A 15,347-nucleotide genomic window follows, 5' to 3' on the forward strand; every position below is an offset into this window, starting at 1 on the left:
ATTGACCAATGGCATTTAATATCAAGGGCCGCAGCTTTCTGAAACTGCTCGATTTTGATCAGCGTGAGCTGCGTTATCTGCTGGACCTGTCGCGCGATCTGAAGCGCGCAAAATATGCGGGGTCTGAAATCCAGCATCTAAAAGGCAAGAACATCTGCCTGATCTTCGAAAAATCCTCGACCCGGACCATGTGCGCCTTTGAAGTGGCCGCGATGGATCAGGGTGCCGGTGTCACCTATCTTGGGCCCTCGGGGTCACAGATCGGGCATAAGGAAAGCATGAAGGACACTGCCCGCGTGCTGGGCCGCATGTTCGACGGCATTGAATATCGCGGTTTTGGGCAGGAACTGGCGGAAACTCTGGCCGCCAATGCGGGCGTGCCGGTCTATAACGGGCTGACCGATGAGTTCCACCCGACCCAGATGCTGGCCGATCTGCTGACCATGCAGGAATATGGAGAAAAGCCCCTGCATGACATCAAATACGCCTACGTGGGCGACGGGCGGTCCAATATGGGCCATTCGCTGATGATCGCGGGCTGCATGATGGGGATGGACGTCCGCATCGCCGCCCCACGTGATCTGTGGCCGTCCGACGAATTCCGCGGTCCGGCAGAAGAAGCCGCCGCGCGTTACGGCGCGACGCTGACCATCACCGATGATCCTGCGGCCGCCGTGGATGGCGTGGATTTCATCCACACCGATGTCTGGGTCTCGATGGGCGAAGCACCAGAGGTCTGGGACAGCCGGATCAAGCAGCTGACCCCCTATCAGGTCAATAGCGCGCTAATGACGGCGGCAAACAATCCAAACGTCAAATTCATGCATTGCCTGCCCGCCTTCCACAATACCGAGACTAAAGTGGGCGAAGATATCCACGAGAAATTTGGCATCACCGAAATGGAGGTCACCGAAGAGGTATTCGAAAGCCCCGCCGGTATTCAGTTCGAACAGGCCGAAAACCGAATGCACACAATCAAGGCCGTTCTGGTCGCCACATTGGGGGCCTGAGCCATGCGGATCGTCGTCGCCCTAGGGGGCAATGCGCTGCTGCGGCGCGGTCAGGCCCTGACCGCCGAGAACCAGCGTGAAAACACGGCCATCGCCGCGCAGGCGTTGGCCACCATTGCCGAGGGGAACGAGTTGATTGTGACCCACGGGAATGGCCCTCAGGTGGGATTACTGGCCCTACAGGGCAACGCCTATAAACCGGATGAGGCCTATCCGCTGGACGTGCTTGGGGCGGAAACCGAGGGCATGATCGGGTACATGATCGAGCAAGAGCTGGGCAACCGTCTGCCGCCCGAGACGCCTCTGGCCACGCTGCTGACCATGATTGAGGTCGATGCCAAGGATCCCGCCTTTGACGACCCCACAAAATTCATCGGTCCGGTATATGACAAACCCGAGGCTGAACGATTGGCCACCGACAAGGGCTGGCAAATTCGTGCGGATGGTGACAAATGGCGACGGGTTGTTGCCTCTCCGCTGCCGAAACGGATTTTTCAAATCAGGCCGATTAAATGGCTGCTGGAACGGCAAACCGTGGTGATCTGTGCCGGTGGCGGGGGCATTCCCACGGCCTATACTTCTCCGGGTTATCTGGAGGGGATAGAAGCGGTGATCGACAAAGATCTGGCCTCAGAGCTGCTGGCCCGAGAGGTCGGGGCCGATCTGTTCATTTCGGCAACGGATGCTGATTGTGCCTATCTGGACTGGGGTACCGATACTCAGCGTGGCATAAAAGCCGCCTCACCAGATGCCATGGCCAAGTTCAATTTCGCCGCCGGTTCGATGGGCCCAAAGGTCGAGGCCGCCGCCCAGTTTGCGCGGCTTACCAGCAAATCCGCAGCCATCGGCGCACTGGCCGATCTGGCGGATATCGTTGCGGGCAGGAAGGGCACAACCATAAGCAAAGACGCAGCTGAAACCCTATTTCACGACTAACTCAGATGATTGCTGGGGCTGACGGCACCTCTAACAGAACCGCCAGCATGTTCAGTTCCACCTAAGTGGTTCTGTTTGAATTCTGGCAACAAGGGCAAGGCGGCACCGGACGTGTATTCTCCAGAACCAATAACGGCTTGAACTTTCATTTTCTTTGCGCGACTTGAAAGCATGAAGACTTTGAACTGTCCAAACTGCGGTGCGCAAACCTCGATTGCGCTGAAAGGGATAAAGGTTGCCACCTGTGCGTCCTGCGGTACGACGTTGATGATCAATGATGTCCAGGTTCAATCGGCGGGCCAGCAGGGTGAGATGCACGATGCCCCGCTTTTGTTCGGGATAGGCGATCAAGTGCAACTGGGTCGAACGTCGACATTGATTCTTGGTCATGCGCGCTATTCCTACGGGCGGGGGTTCTGGGATGAGTTCTGCGGTGTCGATGGTGATGGCCGCACCTGCTGGATATCGCTCGATGAGGGAGATGTCGTTCGGCAGAAACGCTTGACCGAAAAGGACAGGCCGAAATTCATGCCTCCGTTCAAGCTGGGCGAAACGCTGGATTTCGACGCGGCCACATTCACGGTTACCGAAGTTGAACATGCCGAATGTATCGCCCTGCGCGGACAGTTCGATGAGGTGCTAAAGGTCGGGGAAAGCCATGAATTCGTGAACGCTTCCGCCGGGGACGAGGCTTTGTTGTCCGGCGAATTCTGGCCCGGTCATGCGATCTGGTTTTACGGTCGGTGGTATGACGCATTTGATGTGAAGGTTCAGCGGCAGTCATGACCCGGGATCCAAGTCTTCTTTCGATCAACTGCACCTGCTGCGGCGCCGGTCTGGATGTGTTGGGCGGTGGCCGGGTGATTGTGCAGATCTGTTCCTATTGCGGGGCCGAACTGGATGCACAGAACAACTACCGGACATTGCGTCAGTTCAAGGATCAGAAACGCCCGGAAACCCCGCTTTCGATTGGGATGAGCGGGTCGTTGTATGGTGCCGAGTTCACCATAATTGGTCTGATCGAACATGCCGAGCGCTGGGGCGGACGGGTCTACCAATGGATAGACCATCAGCTCTATTCGCCAACTCACGGCTATGCCTGGCTGACGCTTGAGGCGGGGCATCTGGTGTTTTCCAGACGCTATCGCGGATCGGCCTGGATGTCGGAGCGGTGGGTTGAGACAGCGGAATCCCCTCCCTCTGTGACGACCGAGGATGGGCGCTTTGTGTATTACGAGACCACCACAAGCGCGGTCACCTATGTTGAGGGTGAATTCACCTGGCCGCCGTCACTGGGGGAAAAGACAACCACGATTTCGGCGATGTCTGATACGGCGATGCTGGGGTTTTCGACCACCGGGTCCGAGCGTGAGACCTATCGCTCGTTCTATGTTTCGAAACAGCAGGCCGAAGCAGCTTTTGGGGTTTCATTGAACCTGAACCCACATCGGGTGCATCCGCTGCAACCTTTCATCGAGGGCCCAAACTATAGATTTTTGCTGGTCGTATCATTCGTGTTTATGATCCTTTGTCTTGTGATGGCGGTCTCCTTCTCTCAACGATCAGGAGAGAGGGCGATAGAGCGTCAGGCGCTAAAACGTGGCGACTTCCCGGCCGAGATCACAATCCCGCTTGAAGCCAATAGCCAACTGACGAAGGTTTCCTTTTCGGGCAATGTTGAAAACAGTTGGATCTATCTGGACATCGAGCTGCTTGATCCGGACGGAGAGCCGGTGTTCCAGGCGGGTCGGACGATCGAATATTACACCGGCCGCGACTCGGACGGCACATGGCGTGAAGGCAGCAAATTTGCGAGCCTGACGTTTCGGCCAGATCGCACGGGTGACTACACATTGGCACTGGACGTGCCAGAGCAGGGGCTTTGGAACGGGTCGGGCGTAGGCCATGTACCGGGGCAGCCGTTCAGCCAGTTGCAAGTCAGAGTTATAACCGGACTGTCCAGTGGTCTTTGGTCATTCGCGCTGGCCGGGGTTTTTGGAGCGCTGTTCCTGTTTCAGTTCGGGCGCAAATGGTTGCATCAACGCGCCCGGTGGTCGGGAACTGATTGGGTAGATGAGGATTAAAGTGACAGCTTTCAGGATCATTTTCATCGTCATTTCGACCCTGGCCGTGGCCGCCACGGGTTATGTCTCGTGGCATGGGTATTGGGCTGAAAGCCGTGACTTGGACACTTCGGTTCGGGTCGGCAGCGGTGGCGGCGGGTACTATCGGTCAAATCGGATAAAATAGTGAGGGATCAATGGATTATATAGCAGCAATTCAGATTGCAGAAATCATCAGCACAATCTTTTACACCCTTCTGGGTGTGACGCTGATGTGGGTCGTGTGGAAGGTGATCGACTGGATGACACCCTTCTCGGTCGTGCACGAGATCGAAAAAGATCAGAACATCGCGTTGGCGATCCTGATCGGGCTGCTGTTTGTAGCAGTTTCCATCATCATCGCGGCCGTCATCCTGTCATGACCCAGCCCCGCGCGGTTGAGGCGCGTGCCGCGTGGTTGTTGCTGGCCACCTTTCTGGTGGCCGTAGCCGGGCTGATCTACGAGCTGATTGCCGCCACCTTGTCCAGTTATTTGCTGGGGGATTCCGTCCGCCAGTTTTCACTGGTAATTGGCATCTTTCTGTCGGCGATGGGAGTAGGTGCTTGGCTGTCGCGCTTTGTCTCGGATGCGTTTTCCGGTTTTGTCTGGGCGCAGATCCTACTGGGCATCGTTGGCGGTTTTTTGGCGCCGGTGCTGTTTCTGCATTATGCGTGGTTGGGGCAGGTGGCCTTGCCGCTTTACGGCGCTTTGATTGCCATTGGCATCCTGTCCGGGATGGAGATCCCATTAATTGCCCGTGTGCTTGAACAGATCGGGGCGCTGAAGTTCCGATTTGAGAACGTGCTGAGCGTCGACTACATCGGAGCGCTGGTCGCCTCATTGGCTTTTCCACTATTGGTGATCCCGTATCTGGGGCTGATGTCGGCGAGTCTGGCTTTTGGCGGTCTAAACCTTGCCGTGGCTGGCCTGTCTCTGCTGGTGTTTCGGGAATGGGCTACGCGGGTCCAGGTGGCAGTCTGGGCGGTGGCCTTTGTGGCAACGCTGGGCGCACTGTGGCAGTCCGAACGGCTGGTCTCGGTCGCCGAGGCCGAACTGTTCGAAGATGATGTCATCCTGTCCGAGGCCACGTCGTATCAGCAGATCACCGTCACCCGGTACCGCGACCGGGTGCGCCTGTTTCTGGATCATTCGATCCAGTTCGATTCCCTTGACGAACACCGCTATCACGAGCCGCTGGTGCACCCGGCCATGGCCCTTGCGCCGCGCGCGCGTGACATTCTGATCCTGGGGGGTGGAGACGGCATGGCCGCGCGCGAGGTGCTGCGCTATCCCGAGGTGCAGTCCGTGACGCTGGTGGATCTTGATCCGCGTGTGACGCAGTTGTTTCGCGACCATCCAGATCTGTCCAAGCTGAACGACAATGCTCTCAGCGACCCGCGCGTGACGGTTGTCAATGAAGACGCCTGGAGATTTCTGGAGCGGAAAACCCAGATTTACGACGTGGTGATCATTGATCTGCCAGACCCCAAATCCATCGCCTTGTCCAGACTATACACCAAGCAATTCTACGGCTTGCTGGCCGAACGGCTAAGCGGGCAGGGGGTCTTCGTCACTCAGGCCGGATCACCGTTCTTTGCCCGACAGGCCTATTGGTCGGTGGCCGAAACGATTGAGAGCAGCCGCAATCCGCAAAGACCCGGGCGGGGACTGCAGGCGGTTCCCTATCACAGCTACGTGCCGAGCTTCGGCGAATGGGGGTTTGTTCTGGCTACATTTGAACCATTGACCGACCGTAGAATCGAACTGCCGGATGGGCTGAGCTATCTCGACGATGATGTTTGGCGCGCGGCACAGATTTTTGGCGGTGATACCGACCGGATCGATGCCGAACCTAATACACTGCAATCGCACGCTCTGATGGGATATTACTTAGACGGTTGGGACTACTGGTTCCGGTAAACCGCGGTTGACGCGCGTAATTTCAACTCGGGCAGGGCGCAGGTGCTTCTCAAGATATGCGACCGCTTTGTCCGGTTGCGTTGTGCCACACATGAAGATGTCGATGGCGGCATAATCATTTTCCGGCCAAGTGTGGATCGAGATATGGGATTCTGCCAGCAACAACACTCCGGTCACACCGCCATGCCCGCCAAATTTGTGGAACTTGCCCGACAGTATCGTTGCGCCAGCCTCCCGCGCCGCGCGGGTCAGTGCCTCTTCGATGCGCATTACGTCGGTTAGGTATAGGCTGCCGTAATGATCGACCAGAATATGCATTCCCGAGCCAGCCAGCGTGCCTGTGTCAGCGTTTTTGATTGCCGGTATGGTCATGATCCTGGTCCTTTCTGCGATTTGACTTTTCGCAGATTCTTAGGGGTTTGTGCGCGGCAAGTACCTAGTTGGCTTCGCCCTTCAGGGCAATGGAAATGAAATTGAGGGACGCAAAGAGGACTTTTCGAATTTAATAGTTAAGAACGAAGAACGTACTCAGGTTAAGTTTTCTCTTGATCAAATGGGACGCAGCTTTCCACGATTATGCTCGACCTAAGGTCCAGACTTGCGTGTCATGGTTCTGGGGTGATGGGCCGAGACGATAGGTTTCACTGGATAGTAATTTGGAATTTTATCCTTGTAAATCTTCCACCAAATGGAATAAATGCAAGGTATGATCAAGCGCGGCGATAGAAAGTCAGTTGAAGACTCTCTCGAGAACCAGGCGGGCGTAGTCCTGCTTGGGCCGCGGCAAGTTGGGAAGACAACCCTCGCGCAGGATATCGCTGAAAGCCGTGACGCTGTCTATCTTGATATGGAGAGATCTGCTGATCGCCAGGTGCTCGAAGAGCCAGACCTCTATCTCGACGAGCAGGTTGGGCGCCTGGTGGTGATCGATGAAGTTCAGCTTATGCCGGGCCTGTTTAAGGCATTACGCGGTCAGATTGACCGACGACGAAGACAAGGGTATCGGACTGGGCAATTCCTGCTGCTGGGGTCGGCCTCGAACACGCTTCTGCACCAAAGCGCAGAATCCTTGGCTGGCCGGGTCAGCTATCACGAGCTGACGCCTTTCATTTTGTCGGAAACCGGAGTGGACTCGATCTCTGCGCTGTGGTTGCGGGGTGGGTTTCCAGATAGCTTCCTTACCAAGAACGACAAAACCAGCCTGGCATGGCGCGAGGATTTCATCCGCACTTATCTGGAACGCGATGTTCCGGCTTTTGGGTTGCGCATTCCAGCGGAAACACTGCGCCGGTTTTGGACGATGCTTGCCCATGAACAGGGCGGGCTACTCAACGCGGCAAAACTCGCGGGAAACCTTGGCGTATCGGGCCAGAGCGTTGCGCGCTATCTTGATTTGCTGGTCGACCTGATGCTGGTGCGCCGTTTGCAGCCATGGCATTCCAATGCCGGAAAACGTTTGGTCAAATCTCCCAAGGTTTATATTCGCGATTCCGGGCTGGCCCATGCACTTCTTGGGATCGAAACACCGGAAGACCTGCTTGGGCATCCGGTTGTCGGCGGCAGTTGGGAAGGGTTCTGCATCGAAAACCTGATCGCCGCGGCACCGCGCGGAACAGAAGCAAGCTTCTATCGCTCTTCAGCAGGGGCTGAGGTGGATTTGATGTTGAAACTTCCCCGCGGCGGCCTCTGGGCCATAGAGATCAAGCGGACGACATCAGCGAAGGTCACGCGTGGGTTTCACATCGCGACAGAAGAATTGGACGTCTCAGAGCGCATCCTTGTCTATGCCAACGACAAGGAAGTGCCGGGGCAGGGAGGTGTGCGAGCTATGCCTCTCATGAGCGCAATGAAACGGCTGGCGTCTGCATAGACGCAAGAGGGACCGCGCCATTGGCTCAACGTCATGCCCTAAATTCGAAGAAAACGTGGTCGTAGAAGCTATCGAATCCGACTGCTTGTAGTAGATTTCCCGAAGGAGTAGTCACGTTGACCGCCAGCCCGACAGGGACAGCTGGTTTACAGACGGTTGAAAGCTCTACAGAAAAACGCCTGTTTTGATTATTCCAAGCCTGCGCTTCTGCCGCGTCTCAACAAATTGAACCGAAAGCGGCGAGGGTCTCAAGCCGCTACTGAAAGGGAGCAGTATGGGCAGGATACGGGATTTTCAGCGCATCTGCCCCGGTTCGTGGCTATACAATAGTCAAGACACTCGTTAAGGGGCTGTCTTTACCCATGGATGATGCATTGATTGCAATACCGCACAATCCCATCTCCTGACCGATGAAAAGAACCACCGCTGTGAAACAAACCATTGCAAATGCGCTGGCTCGCAAGGGCTATGACACCTTAACCCAAGTTCAGCAGGCTGTAACCCGGCCCGAACTGGAGGGGAAGGATATGCTGGTTTCGGCCCAAACCGGATCGGGTAAAACCATCGGATTCGGTCTGGCGATTGCGCCGCGACTTCTGGGTGACGCTGAGACTTTCGAAACCTCGGGCGCACCGCTGGCACTTGTTGTAGCACCAACAAGGGAACTGGCGCTGCAGGTCAAGCGTGAACTGAGCTGGTTGTTCGCCGATGCGGGCGCGTTTCTGGCGTCCTGCGTGGGAGGCATGGATATTCGGGATGAACGCCGTGCGTTGGCGCGTGGCGCGCATATTGTTGTCGCCACTCCGGGACGGCTGCGGGATCATATCATGCGGGGCTCGATCGACCTGACGGCCATTCGCGCCGTGGTTCTTGATGAGGCCGACGAGATGTTGGATCTCGGGTTCCGAGAGGATCTGGAATTCATTCTGGATGAAACACCATCAGACCGTCAGACTTTGCTGTTTTCTGCCACTGTCCCACGTGCGATTGCCAATCTGGCGACACGGTATCAGCGCGATGCAGAACGTGTGAGCACCGTCAGCGAAAAGACGCAGCACGCCGATATTGATTATCGTGCTATGTTGGTCGGTCCGCGCGACGGCGAGAATGCAATTATCAATGTGTTGCGCTATTATGAGGCGCCGAACGCCATCGTGTTCTGCAATACCCGCGCGATGGTGTCACGTCTGACCGCGCGCCTGTCAAACCGGGGCTTTTCGGTCGTCGCCCTATCCGGAGAATTGACCCAGAGCGAACGCTCGAACGCCTTGCAAGCCATGCGCGATGGGCGTGCCAGGGTCTGTGTGGCAACGGATGTTGCCGCCCGCGGTATTGATTTGCCTAACCTTGATTTGGTGGTCCATGCGGAACTTCCAAACAGCCATGAAACACTGCTGCACCGCTCGGGTCGAACAGGCCGGGCCGGACGCAAGGGCGTTAGCGCACTAGTGGTTGCACCCGCGTCGCGGAAAAAGGCGGAACGTATTCTGAAATTCGCCAAGCTGACCGCCGATTGGGGGACAGCCCCGTCAGCAGAAGAGGTGACCGAACGCGATCAGGTGAGGATGTTCGCATCGGATGACTGGCAAGCAGAGATCACGGAAAGTGAACGCGCAGCAGTTCAGAAAATGGTAGAAAGCTTTACCCCTGAGCAGATTGCAGCAGCTTACCTGCGGCAGTACAAGCTGCGTCATTCCGCGCCAGAAGAGTTGTCGACGGTCGATCAGCAAAGCCAGAAACCGCGCGCGGCCTTTGGCCCCAGCGTCTGGTTTTCGCTGTCCGAGGGGCGCAATCAAAATGCGTCGCCGCGTTATATGCTGCCGATGATCTGCAAGTCAGGCAATCTGACGAAGGATGACATTGGGGCCATCCGGATTGCCGATGATGTGACCTATTTCGAGATCCGTGAGCCCAGCGTCGAAGGGTTTCTGACAGCCGTTGGGCCCGAGATGAAGATCGAAAAGGTCAAGGATCTCGTGCGTCTGGACACGGCACCGGACTTTGCTGCAACTGGCCGGACCAAGCCCATCGGAAAGCAAAAAGGCAAACCGATTACGAGCAAACGAGATACGACTCCGATCGAACGGAGCGGCACTGCAACCTATGGACGTCGCAAGCCTGAACCCGAGGGCCGGGCACCTTCCAGCCCTGCAGAACGTTCCACAAGGGCCGTCAAATCAGCCAAAGTAGAACGCCAGCGTGCTTCGAAAGACGAGGCAGATGCCTTGTTCAAACCGGTTGGTGCAAAGCCAAAGGCACGTAAGGGCGGTAAATCTGAAGCCAAAGGCGGCGATATCAAATCTGCCCGAACAGCATCAAAGGGTCCACCTCCACCCAAAGGTAAGTCAAGCAGCAAGAAGAACCGAGCGCGAGTCGCAGCGGCCAAATCTACAAAAGGTGGCGATTCTGTCCCGAAACGGCGGAAGACTTAGCCTGCATTCCATTCCGAACCTGGTTTTTTGGCTTTGGGCATTACCTTTAAGGGACAATGGAAGGCATGGGCGAAAGAAACCGCTCCATCACGACCAGGATCGGACTATCCCCCACAATGTACCTTTGGTTCACGGGTCGAGATTGTGTGAGAGGCTCACCATGGAGAGCCGACAAGCCTATCCAGTAGCTGTACCACGCGGGTAGCAGAGATGCTGGTGGAAACCATTAGGCAGAGGTTCTTTCGTATTCGTTTGCTCCAAGAAAGTTTGGCAAACTTCACATCAGAACGAGGAAAGCTTCGCGGACAGGTCGAAACCCAGGTCTGCAATTGTCGAGAGGCAGATGTAACTGCCTCTCGACAAATTGAACCACAATGGCTGCCTATCTGTTGAGGAACTCCATTTCGTACTTATCCTCAACATCGGGCACTGGATGCTCAGCGTGAAGCGACGAGACAATACCATAGATCATGAATAACAAGATCACAGCGATTGGTAGCCCTGCGACGATGGACGCTGTCTGTAGCGCGCTCAACCCACCGGCCAGCATTAGGACACCGGCAACAACGCCTGCGGTAATACCCCAAAACACACGGAACTTGATTGGCGGATGCTCGTCACCCATCGACAGCATTGTGCACATCACCAGTGTCCCCGAGTCAGAAGACGTGACAAACCACGAAATTAGCAGAACCGTAATCAACACTGTGATCGGGTACACCAACCATGTGTAGCCAAATCCTTTGACCGTTTGGAATACGCCAGCGGCGTAGTCATTGTTGACCGCCTCGACGACACCTGCGTCGTAGAACAGATCAACCCCGGCTGCTGCGCCACCAAAGACACCCATCCAGAGCATCACGACTGAGGTTGGGATAAGAAGAACGCAATAGCAGAATTGCTTGATCGTCCGCCCCTTTGAAACCCGCGCAATGAACAGTCCAACAAACGGGCACCATGCGATCCACCAGCCCCAGTAAAAGATCGTCCACCAGCTCTGCCATTGGTTTTCGGGCTCACCGTTGATCCAGAAACCCATGGGTATCACCGTCCAGAGGTAATCTCCAAATCCGGATATGGTTATGCCCAACAGGAATGCCGTGGGTCCCAGAATGATGAACAGGAGCAGCAGGCCAACACTTGCCATAACGTTGGCTTCAGACAAGATACGCACGCCTTTGCCAACACCCGATGCAGCAGAAGCCGTGCCAAGACAGGTGATGATTGCGACGAGGATCAACTGATTTGTCTGGGTGTTTGCCATCCAGCCAAGATCCTCAAGACCGGCGGCGATTGGTGTGACGCCCAACCCCAATGAGGTTGCGAGGCCAAAGATTGTACCAAATACGCCAATCAGATCGACGAGATGACCCCAGGGACCATAGATCCGTTCCTTCAGCACAGGATAAAGAGCGGTGCGCAAAGTCAGAGGAAGCCCATGGCGGTACGAGAAATATGCAAGGCAGAGGCCAACCAGCACATAAAGGGCCCAACCGTGGAAACCCCAGTGGAAATTCGTGATCGTTACCGCAGAAACCGCGGCGTCAACCGAACCTGGTTCAATTCCCGCCCGCTCAAGGAATGGGCTGCCTTGGATATGGAACATTGGCTCTGCAACACCCCAATAGATCAGACCAGATCCCAAGCCCGCACTAAACAGCATGCAAATCCATGAAAACGTTGAAAAATCTGGCTCGTCATCATCCTTGCCCAGCTTCACGTGTCCGAACCGGCTGATCATAAGCCAAATTACGAAAAACAGTGCCGCGTTAACGACCAGTACATAGAACCAGTCCAGGCTACCGATGATGAAGTTTTTACCTGTCGCAAAGATCGCACTTGAAGCTTCAACATCACGGATCGTGAAAAACACAAATCCCAATATCATCACCATCGAAGCGATACCCATCGTCGGATTCATACCTTTGAACAAGCCGCTCTTTGCTACAAGATTGTCAGGTTTCTGTGTTGATTGATCACTCATTTTGCACCTCTTAGACCTGTTGTTTCGGCTTACCGTGTTGAACCCGCAGCGCCCTGACGGGCGGAGGTTGCGAGCCAGGACTGGAACGCCTCTTCCAGGCGCCCGTGGTTGGTGGCCCACCACTCGGCGTCCGACAGAATGTAAAGATTGTCTTCATACGCCGGACCGTTCGGGATGCGCTCCAAAACGTCATCTGACAGGAGTGTCATCGAAGATTTTCGGGTTGGACCATTTGGCAGGTGCCCGACCATATCGGCCAGCGAATTTGAGCTGCTAGCAAAGCGAATAAAATCAATGGCCTCTTCTTTATTCTGGCTTCCTTTTGGAATGCCGAACAGATCCAGCTCAATCACACGGCCGTCCATGTTGACCGTAAAATCGGAACCGTCTTCCTGGGCGGCCGTTGCACCGGTAGTGGCCCAGATCGATGACATCGCAATGTCGCCAGAGTTCAGCAGACGTACGGGTTCACGCCCGGTTTCCCAGATTTGCAGGCCGGTTTTTATGTCGTCCATCTTTTTCAGCGCGCGCTCAACACCTTCTTCGGTTTCGAGCGTTGGATACACATCATCGCGGGCTACGCCGTCGGCCATAAGGGCCCATTCCATGATCACTGTCGGATCATTTCGGATGGCACGTGGCCCAGGATAGGTTTCTGTGTCGAAGAAATCCGAAATGGTTGATGGAGGCGTTTCTGCGAATTGAGAATTGTTATACGCATATGCGGTGCCCCATACGATGACTCCTACGCCACAATCATTCAGGGCACCTTCGACAAAATCCTCTCGAAATGGTGTGCCATCGACGCCATCAGGCAGTTCTATGTCAGATATGTTCTCCAGCAAGCCCTCTTCGCAGGCGCGAAGTGAATCTGCTTGCGTAAGGTCGACCACATCCCAAATCACATTTGCGCTTTCGACCTGATCGCGGATTTCCGAGATGCCACCATTGTAATGTGCAACATGCACATCGGCGTTTTTGGCTTGCTCATAAGGGCGCACAAACCCAAGCATCTGACTTCGCATGTAAGGGCCGGTCCAGGATGTGAAGGTGATGGACGGCCCGGGCTCTGGGATTGTGGTTTCGCTCTCAGAGTTACTTTGCGCCATCGCATTACTCAAAGAGAGAGTGGAAAACAGCGCAGCTATCATTATCCGACAGCCCCTGACCGCCTTTAGCCTATAGTACATCATCAAATTCCTCCCTAGTCGCTTCTAATTTTGTATAAGCGCTTTGTTTGGGTCGTCCTCCTGGTCAATTCCCAGCACATTCAGCAAGAATACATCAAATTCACCCTGATGATCAGCAATAATCAAAAATTGCGAAAGCTAAATACGACTATTCCGCCAGACAGAGCGACAGATTTGGCAGAGCCACCAAGAAACAAGGCTTGCGGTTACAGGCTGTTTTCCAGAAGCCAGCGATACAGAGAAACCGGTTCCTGTTCATCGACCACAGTTAATTACGGACCTGATCTTGGGGCCTATCTCACCTTCGGCGAAAGAGCCTCAGGGGCGTGCGCAGGCGCTGGAATGACGACGCCCACGGGCGTAAAATTGATGTTTTTTCTCAAAACCTTGATGTGTCATCGCAATAAATCTGACCGACAGATCGCCAAATTGAATGCACACACAGCGTTTCAAACACGCTCAACCGAAAGGGACCAAGAAATGAAAAAGGCACTGATTTCCTTCGTCACCGCGTTCGCCATTGTTCTGAGTGCTGGAATGTCCATGGCGCACCCGTTGGATGGCTACGACCACCAAACTTCCAAAGCGGCTGGCCCTGGCTTCCATTTGAACTCAGAACTATCGAGTTCCGACCCTTGTGATTCATGCACTGATGCATGGGGATGACCTTTAACAGAGGATGCTTTTGAGTTTTACCTTCTCCCTCACGTTGCTTTGTCGCGAGAACCTATGACCCGTGGCGGTGCCGACGAGACGTCAGGTTTCGGATTCCCGGTTTGTTGGCCCCACTTTACACTAATCTCGACACGAAAAAGCCGTCCTTAATTGCGACGACGCGAGCACTATGCGCTAAGTTTCAATAGCTGGGCGTGGTGAACGCTCGAATCATGTCGGCAAAACCATATCGGAAGTTTCGCCACCGATCTGCGAGAGTTGTTTTTACCCGCACTTGAACGTTAAAGCCGTCCGCGTGGTTGCGTTGTTCTTTCGCCGAAATTTTAAAAGGGATTTTGTATTTACGCTGCAGCTTGTCTACGATGTGAATTTCCAGCTTTCTGGTGTCACCGATCTCCAGAAGTGTCTCGCTGTGTTCGACATTATGGATAGTCGTTCCGGCATAATGATGAATTCGCCCTTTGTGAGCGCCGTAGACAAAAAGCTGTGCACTTTCACCAGCGTCGATGTCTTTGTTGAATGGCTTATTGTCCGGTTCGCCCTGCCAACGCATCAAATGACCTTCATACCGGCGTGTCGCAGGATCATAAATATGCGCCGATGCAACGGAGAGTGTGTCGCGCTTCACTGGGTACCCAAAGAAACTCGGTACGTTAATGATGTTCAAGCGTGACGAACTGAATTTATCGCCGTTATCCAAATTGCCACTGCCACTGCCACTGCCAGTGACCCGAACCTTGGGGAGCTTTATCCTATGCCGTACGAATAGCAAAATGAACGATGTGAGAATTCCGAGCCAGTAGTCAGCTGTAGAGATGACGCCTCCTGCGGCTCCAAGTACATCGAAAATGGCACTCAACAAACCGTCTTCACTGCCGCCAGTCGGAACAGGATCAGTCGCCACGTTGCTTCTCTCGCATATATGTACCTTCGTCAATCTTTGATCGCTCAAAATATAGTGTGTAAGTGTCCGGGAATACACCCCACCACTGGCATTGCGCCGAAAGAATCTAACGAAAACCGAAGCTATTTGAACACTCGCCCCAAAAAACACCCCACAAATTTAAACGGAGCGACACCTTTTTTAGGTCATTGCAATCATTGGTCGGAGTGAGAGGATTCGAACCTCCGACCCCTGCCTCCCGAAGACAGTGCTCTACCAGGCTGAGCTACACTCCGACCGTGGCGGGTGATCTATACCTGAGGGTTTGGATGTGCAAGAGGGAT

14 protein-coding genes and 1 tRNA gene are annotated in these 15,347 nt (G+C 54.8%); 10 read left to right on the forward strand and 5 right to left on the reverse strand.

The features are described from left to right. The first annotated feature begins 8 nt into the window (after positions 1 to 8). From argF to AC2FJ5_RS01130, 7 genes are all read left to right on the forward strand, one after another. Positions 9 to 1,010, forward strand: coding sequence for an ornithine carbamoyltransferase (gene argF, locus AC2FJ5_RS01100; protein ID WP_496792087.1), 1,002 nt, complete (start codon positions 9 to 11; stop codon positions 1,008 to 1,010). A gap of 3 nt (positions 1,011 to 1,013) precedes the next feature. Then, positions 1,014 to 1,946: a carbamate kinase gene (gene arcC, locus AC2FJ5_RS01105; protein ID WP_496792088.1), complete on the forward strand. Its 933-nt coding sequence runs from the start codon at positions 1,014 to 1,016 to the stop codon at positions 1,944 to 1,946. A gap of 171 nt (positions 1,947 to 2,117) precedes the next feature. Further along, positions 2,118 to 2,732: a DUF4178 domain-containing protein gene (locus tag AC2FJ5_RS01110; protein WP_496792089.1), complete on the forward strand. Its 615-nt coding sequence runs from the start codon at positions 2,118 to 2,120 to the stop codon at positions 2,730 to 2,732. Further along, the gene (locus AC2FJ5_RS01115) at positions 2,729 to 4,030 is read left to right on the forward strand and encodes a DUF4178 domain-containing protein (protein WP_496792090.1); all 1,302 of its coding nucleotides are present in this window, start codon (positions 2,729 to 2,731) and stop codon (positions 4,028 to 4,030) included. Before AC2FJ5_RS01110 ends, AC2FJ5_RS01115 begins: the two co-directional genes overlap by 4 nt. A gap of 1 nt (position 4,031) precedes the next feature. Further along, entirely contained in the window at positions 4,032 to 4,196 is a 165-nt protein-coding gene (locus AC2FJ5_RS01120; RefSeq protein WP_496689284.1) for a hypothetical protein, read from the forward strand. 10 nt (positions 4,197 to 4,206) lie between these two features. Next, positions 4,207 to 4,431, forward strand: a complete 225-nt coding sequence (locus AC2FJ5_RS01125) for a DUF350 domain-containing protein (protein ID WP_142636390.1) — start codon at positions 4,207 to 4,209, stop codon at positions 4,429 to 4,431. Next, positions 4,428 to 5,969: a polyamine aminopropyltransferase gene (locus AC2FJ5_RS01130; protein ID WP_496792092.1), complete on the forward strand. Its 1,542-nt coding sequence runs from the start codon at positions 4,428 to 4,430 to the stop codon at positions 5,967 to 5,969. The genes AC2FJ5_RS01125 and AC2FJ5_RS01130 overlap by 4 nt, the downstream gene beginning before the upstream one ends. Here AC2FJ5_RS01130 and speD read toward each other — a convergent pair. After that, entirely contained in the window at positions 5,940 to 6,341 is a 402-nt protein-coding gene (gene speD, locus AC2FJ5_RS01135) for an adenosylmethionine decarboxylase (protein ID WP_281995110.1), read from the reverse strand. The two genes, AC2FJ5_RS01130 and speD, sit on opposite strands and share 30 nt — an antisense overlap. A 325-nt stretch (positions 6,342 to 6,666) precedes the next feature. Here speD and AC2FJ5_RS01140 point away from each other — a divergent pair, with 325 nt between their 5' ends. Both AC2FJ5_RS01140 and AC2FJ5_RS01145 read left to right on the forward strand, forming a co-directional pair. Next, positions 6,667 to 7,839, forward strand: coding sequence for an ATP-binding protein (locus AC2FJ5_RS01140; RefSeq protein WP_496792093.1), 1,173 nt, complete (start codon positions 6,667 to 6,669; stop codon positions 7,837 to 7,839). 410 nt (positions 7,840 to 8,249) lie between these two features. Then, positions 8,250 to 10,271: a DEAD/DEAH box helicase gene (locus AC2FJ5_RS01145; RefSeq protein ID WP_496792094.1), complete on the forward strand. Its 2,022-nt coding sequence runs from the start codon at positions 8,250 to 8,252 to the stop codon at positions 10,269 to 10,271. Between the two features lie 382 nt (positions 10,272 to 10,653). On the opposite strand, the gene AC2FJ5_RS01150 is transcribed toward AC2FJ5_RS01145, so the two are convergent. Together AC2FJ5_RS01150 and AC2FJ5_RS01155 are read right to left on the reverse strand one after the other, a co-directional pair. Then, positions 10,654 to 12,255 (reverse strand): BCCT family transporter, encoded by a 1,602-nt coding sequence (locus tag AC2FJ5_RS01150; protein WP_496698393.1) that lies wholly within the window; start codon positions 12,253 to 12,255, stop codon positions 10,654 to 10,656. A 29-nt stretch (positions 12,256 to 12,284) separates the two neighbouring features. Further along, complete coding sequence (locus AC2FJ5_RS01155) at positions 12,285 to 13,364, reverse strand: extracellular solute-binding protein (RefSeq protein WP_185956670.1); 1,080 nt, start codon at positions 13,362 to 13,364, stop codon at positions 12,285 to 12,287. 189 nt (positions 13,365 to 13,553) lie between these two features. On the opposite strand from AC2FJ5_RS01155, the gene AC2FJ5_RS01160 reads away from it, so the two are divergent. Next, on the forward strand, positions 13,554 to 14,111 hold the full coding sequence (locus tag AC2FJ5_RS01160) for a hypothetical protein (protein ID WP_496792096.1): 558 nt from the start codon (positions 13,554 to 13,556) through the stop codon (positions 14,109 to 14,111). 190 nt (positions 14,112 to 14,301) lie between these two features. Here AC2FJ5_RS01160 and AC2FJ5_RS01165 read toward each other — a convergent pair whose 3' ends face one another. Both AC2FJ5_RS01165 and AC2FJ5_RS01170 read right to left on the reverse strand, forming a co-directional pair. Further along, the gene (locus tag AC2FJ5_RS01165) at positions 14,302 to 15,024 is read right to left on the reverse strand and encodes a hypothetical protein (RefSeq protein ID WP_496792097.1); all 723 of its coding nucleotides are present in this window, start codon (positions 15,022 to 15,024) and stop codon (positions 14,302 to 14,304) included. 198 nt (positions 15,025 to 15,222) lie between these two features. Beyond that, positions 15,223 to 15,299 (reverse strand) — tRNA-Pro (locus tag AC2FJ5_RS01170). Positions 15,300 to 15,347 lie beyond the last annotated feature (48 nt).

It is taken from the genome of Ruegeria sp. CDSA221 (genome assembly GCF_059611825.1).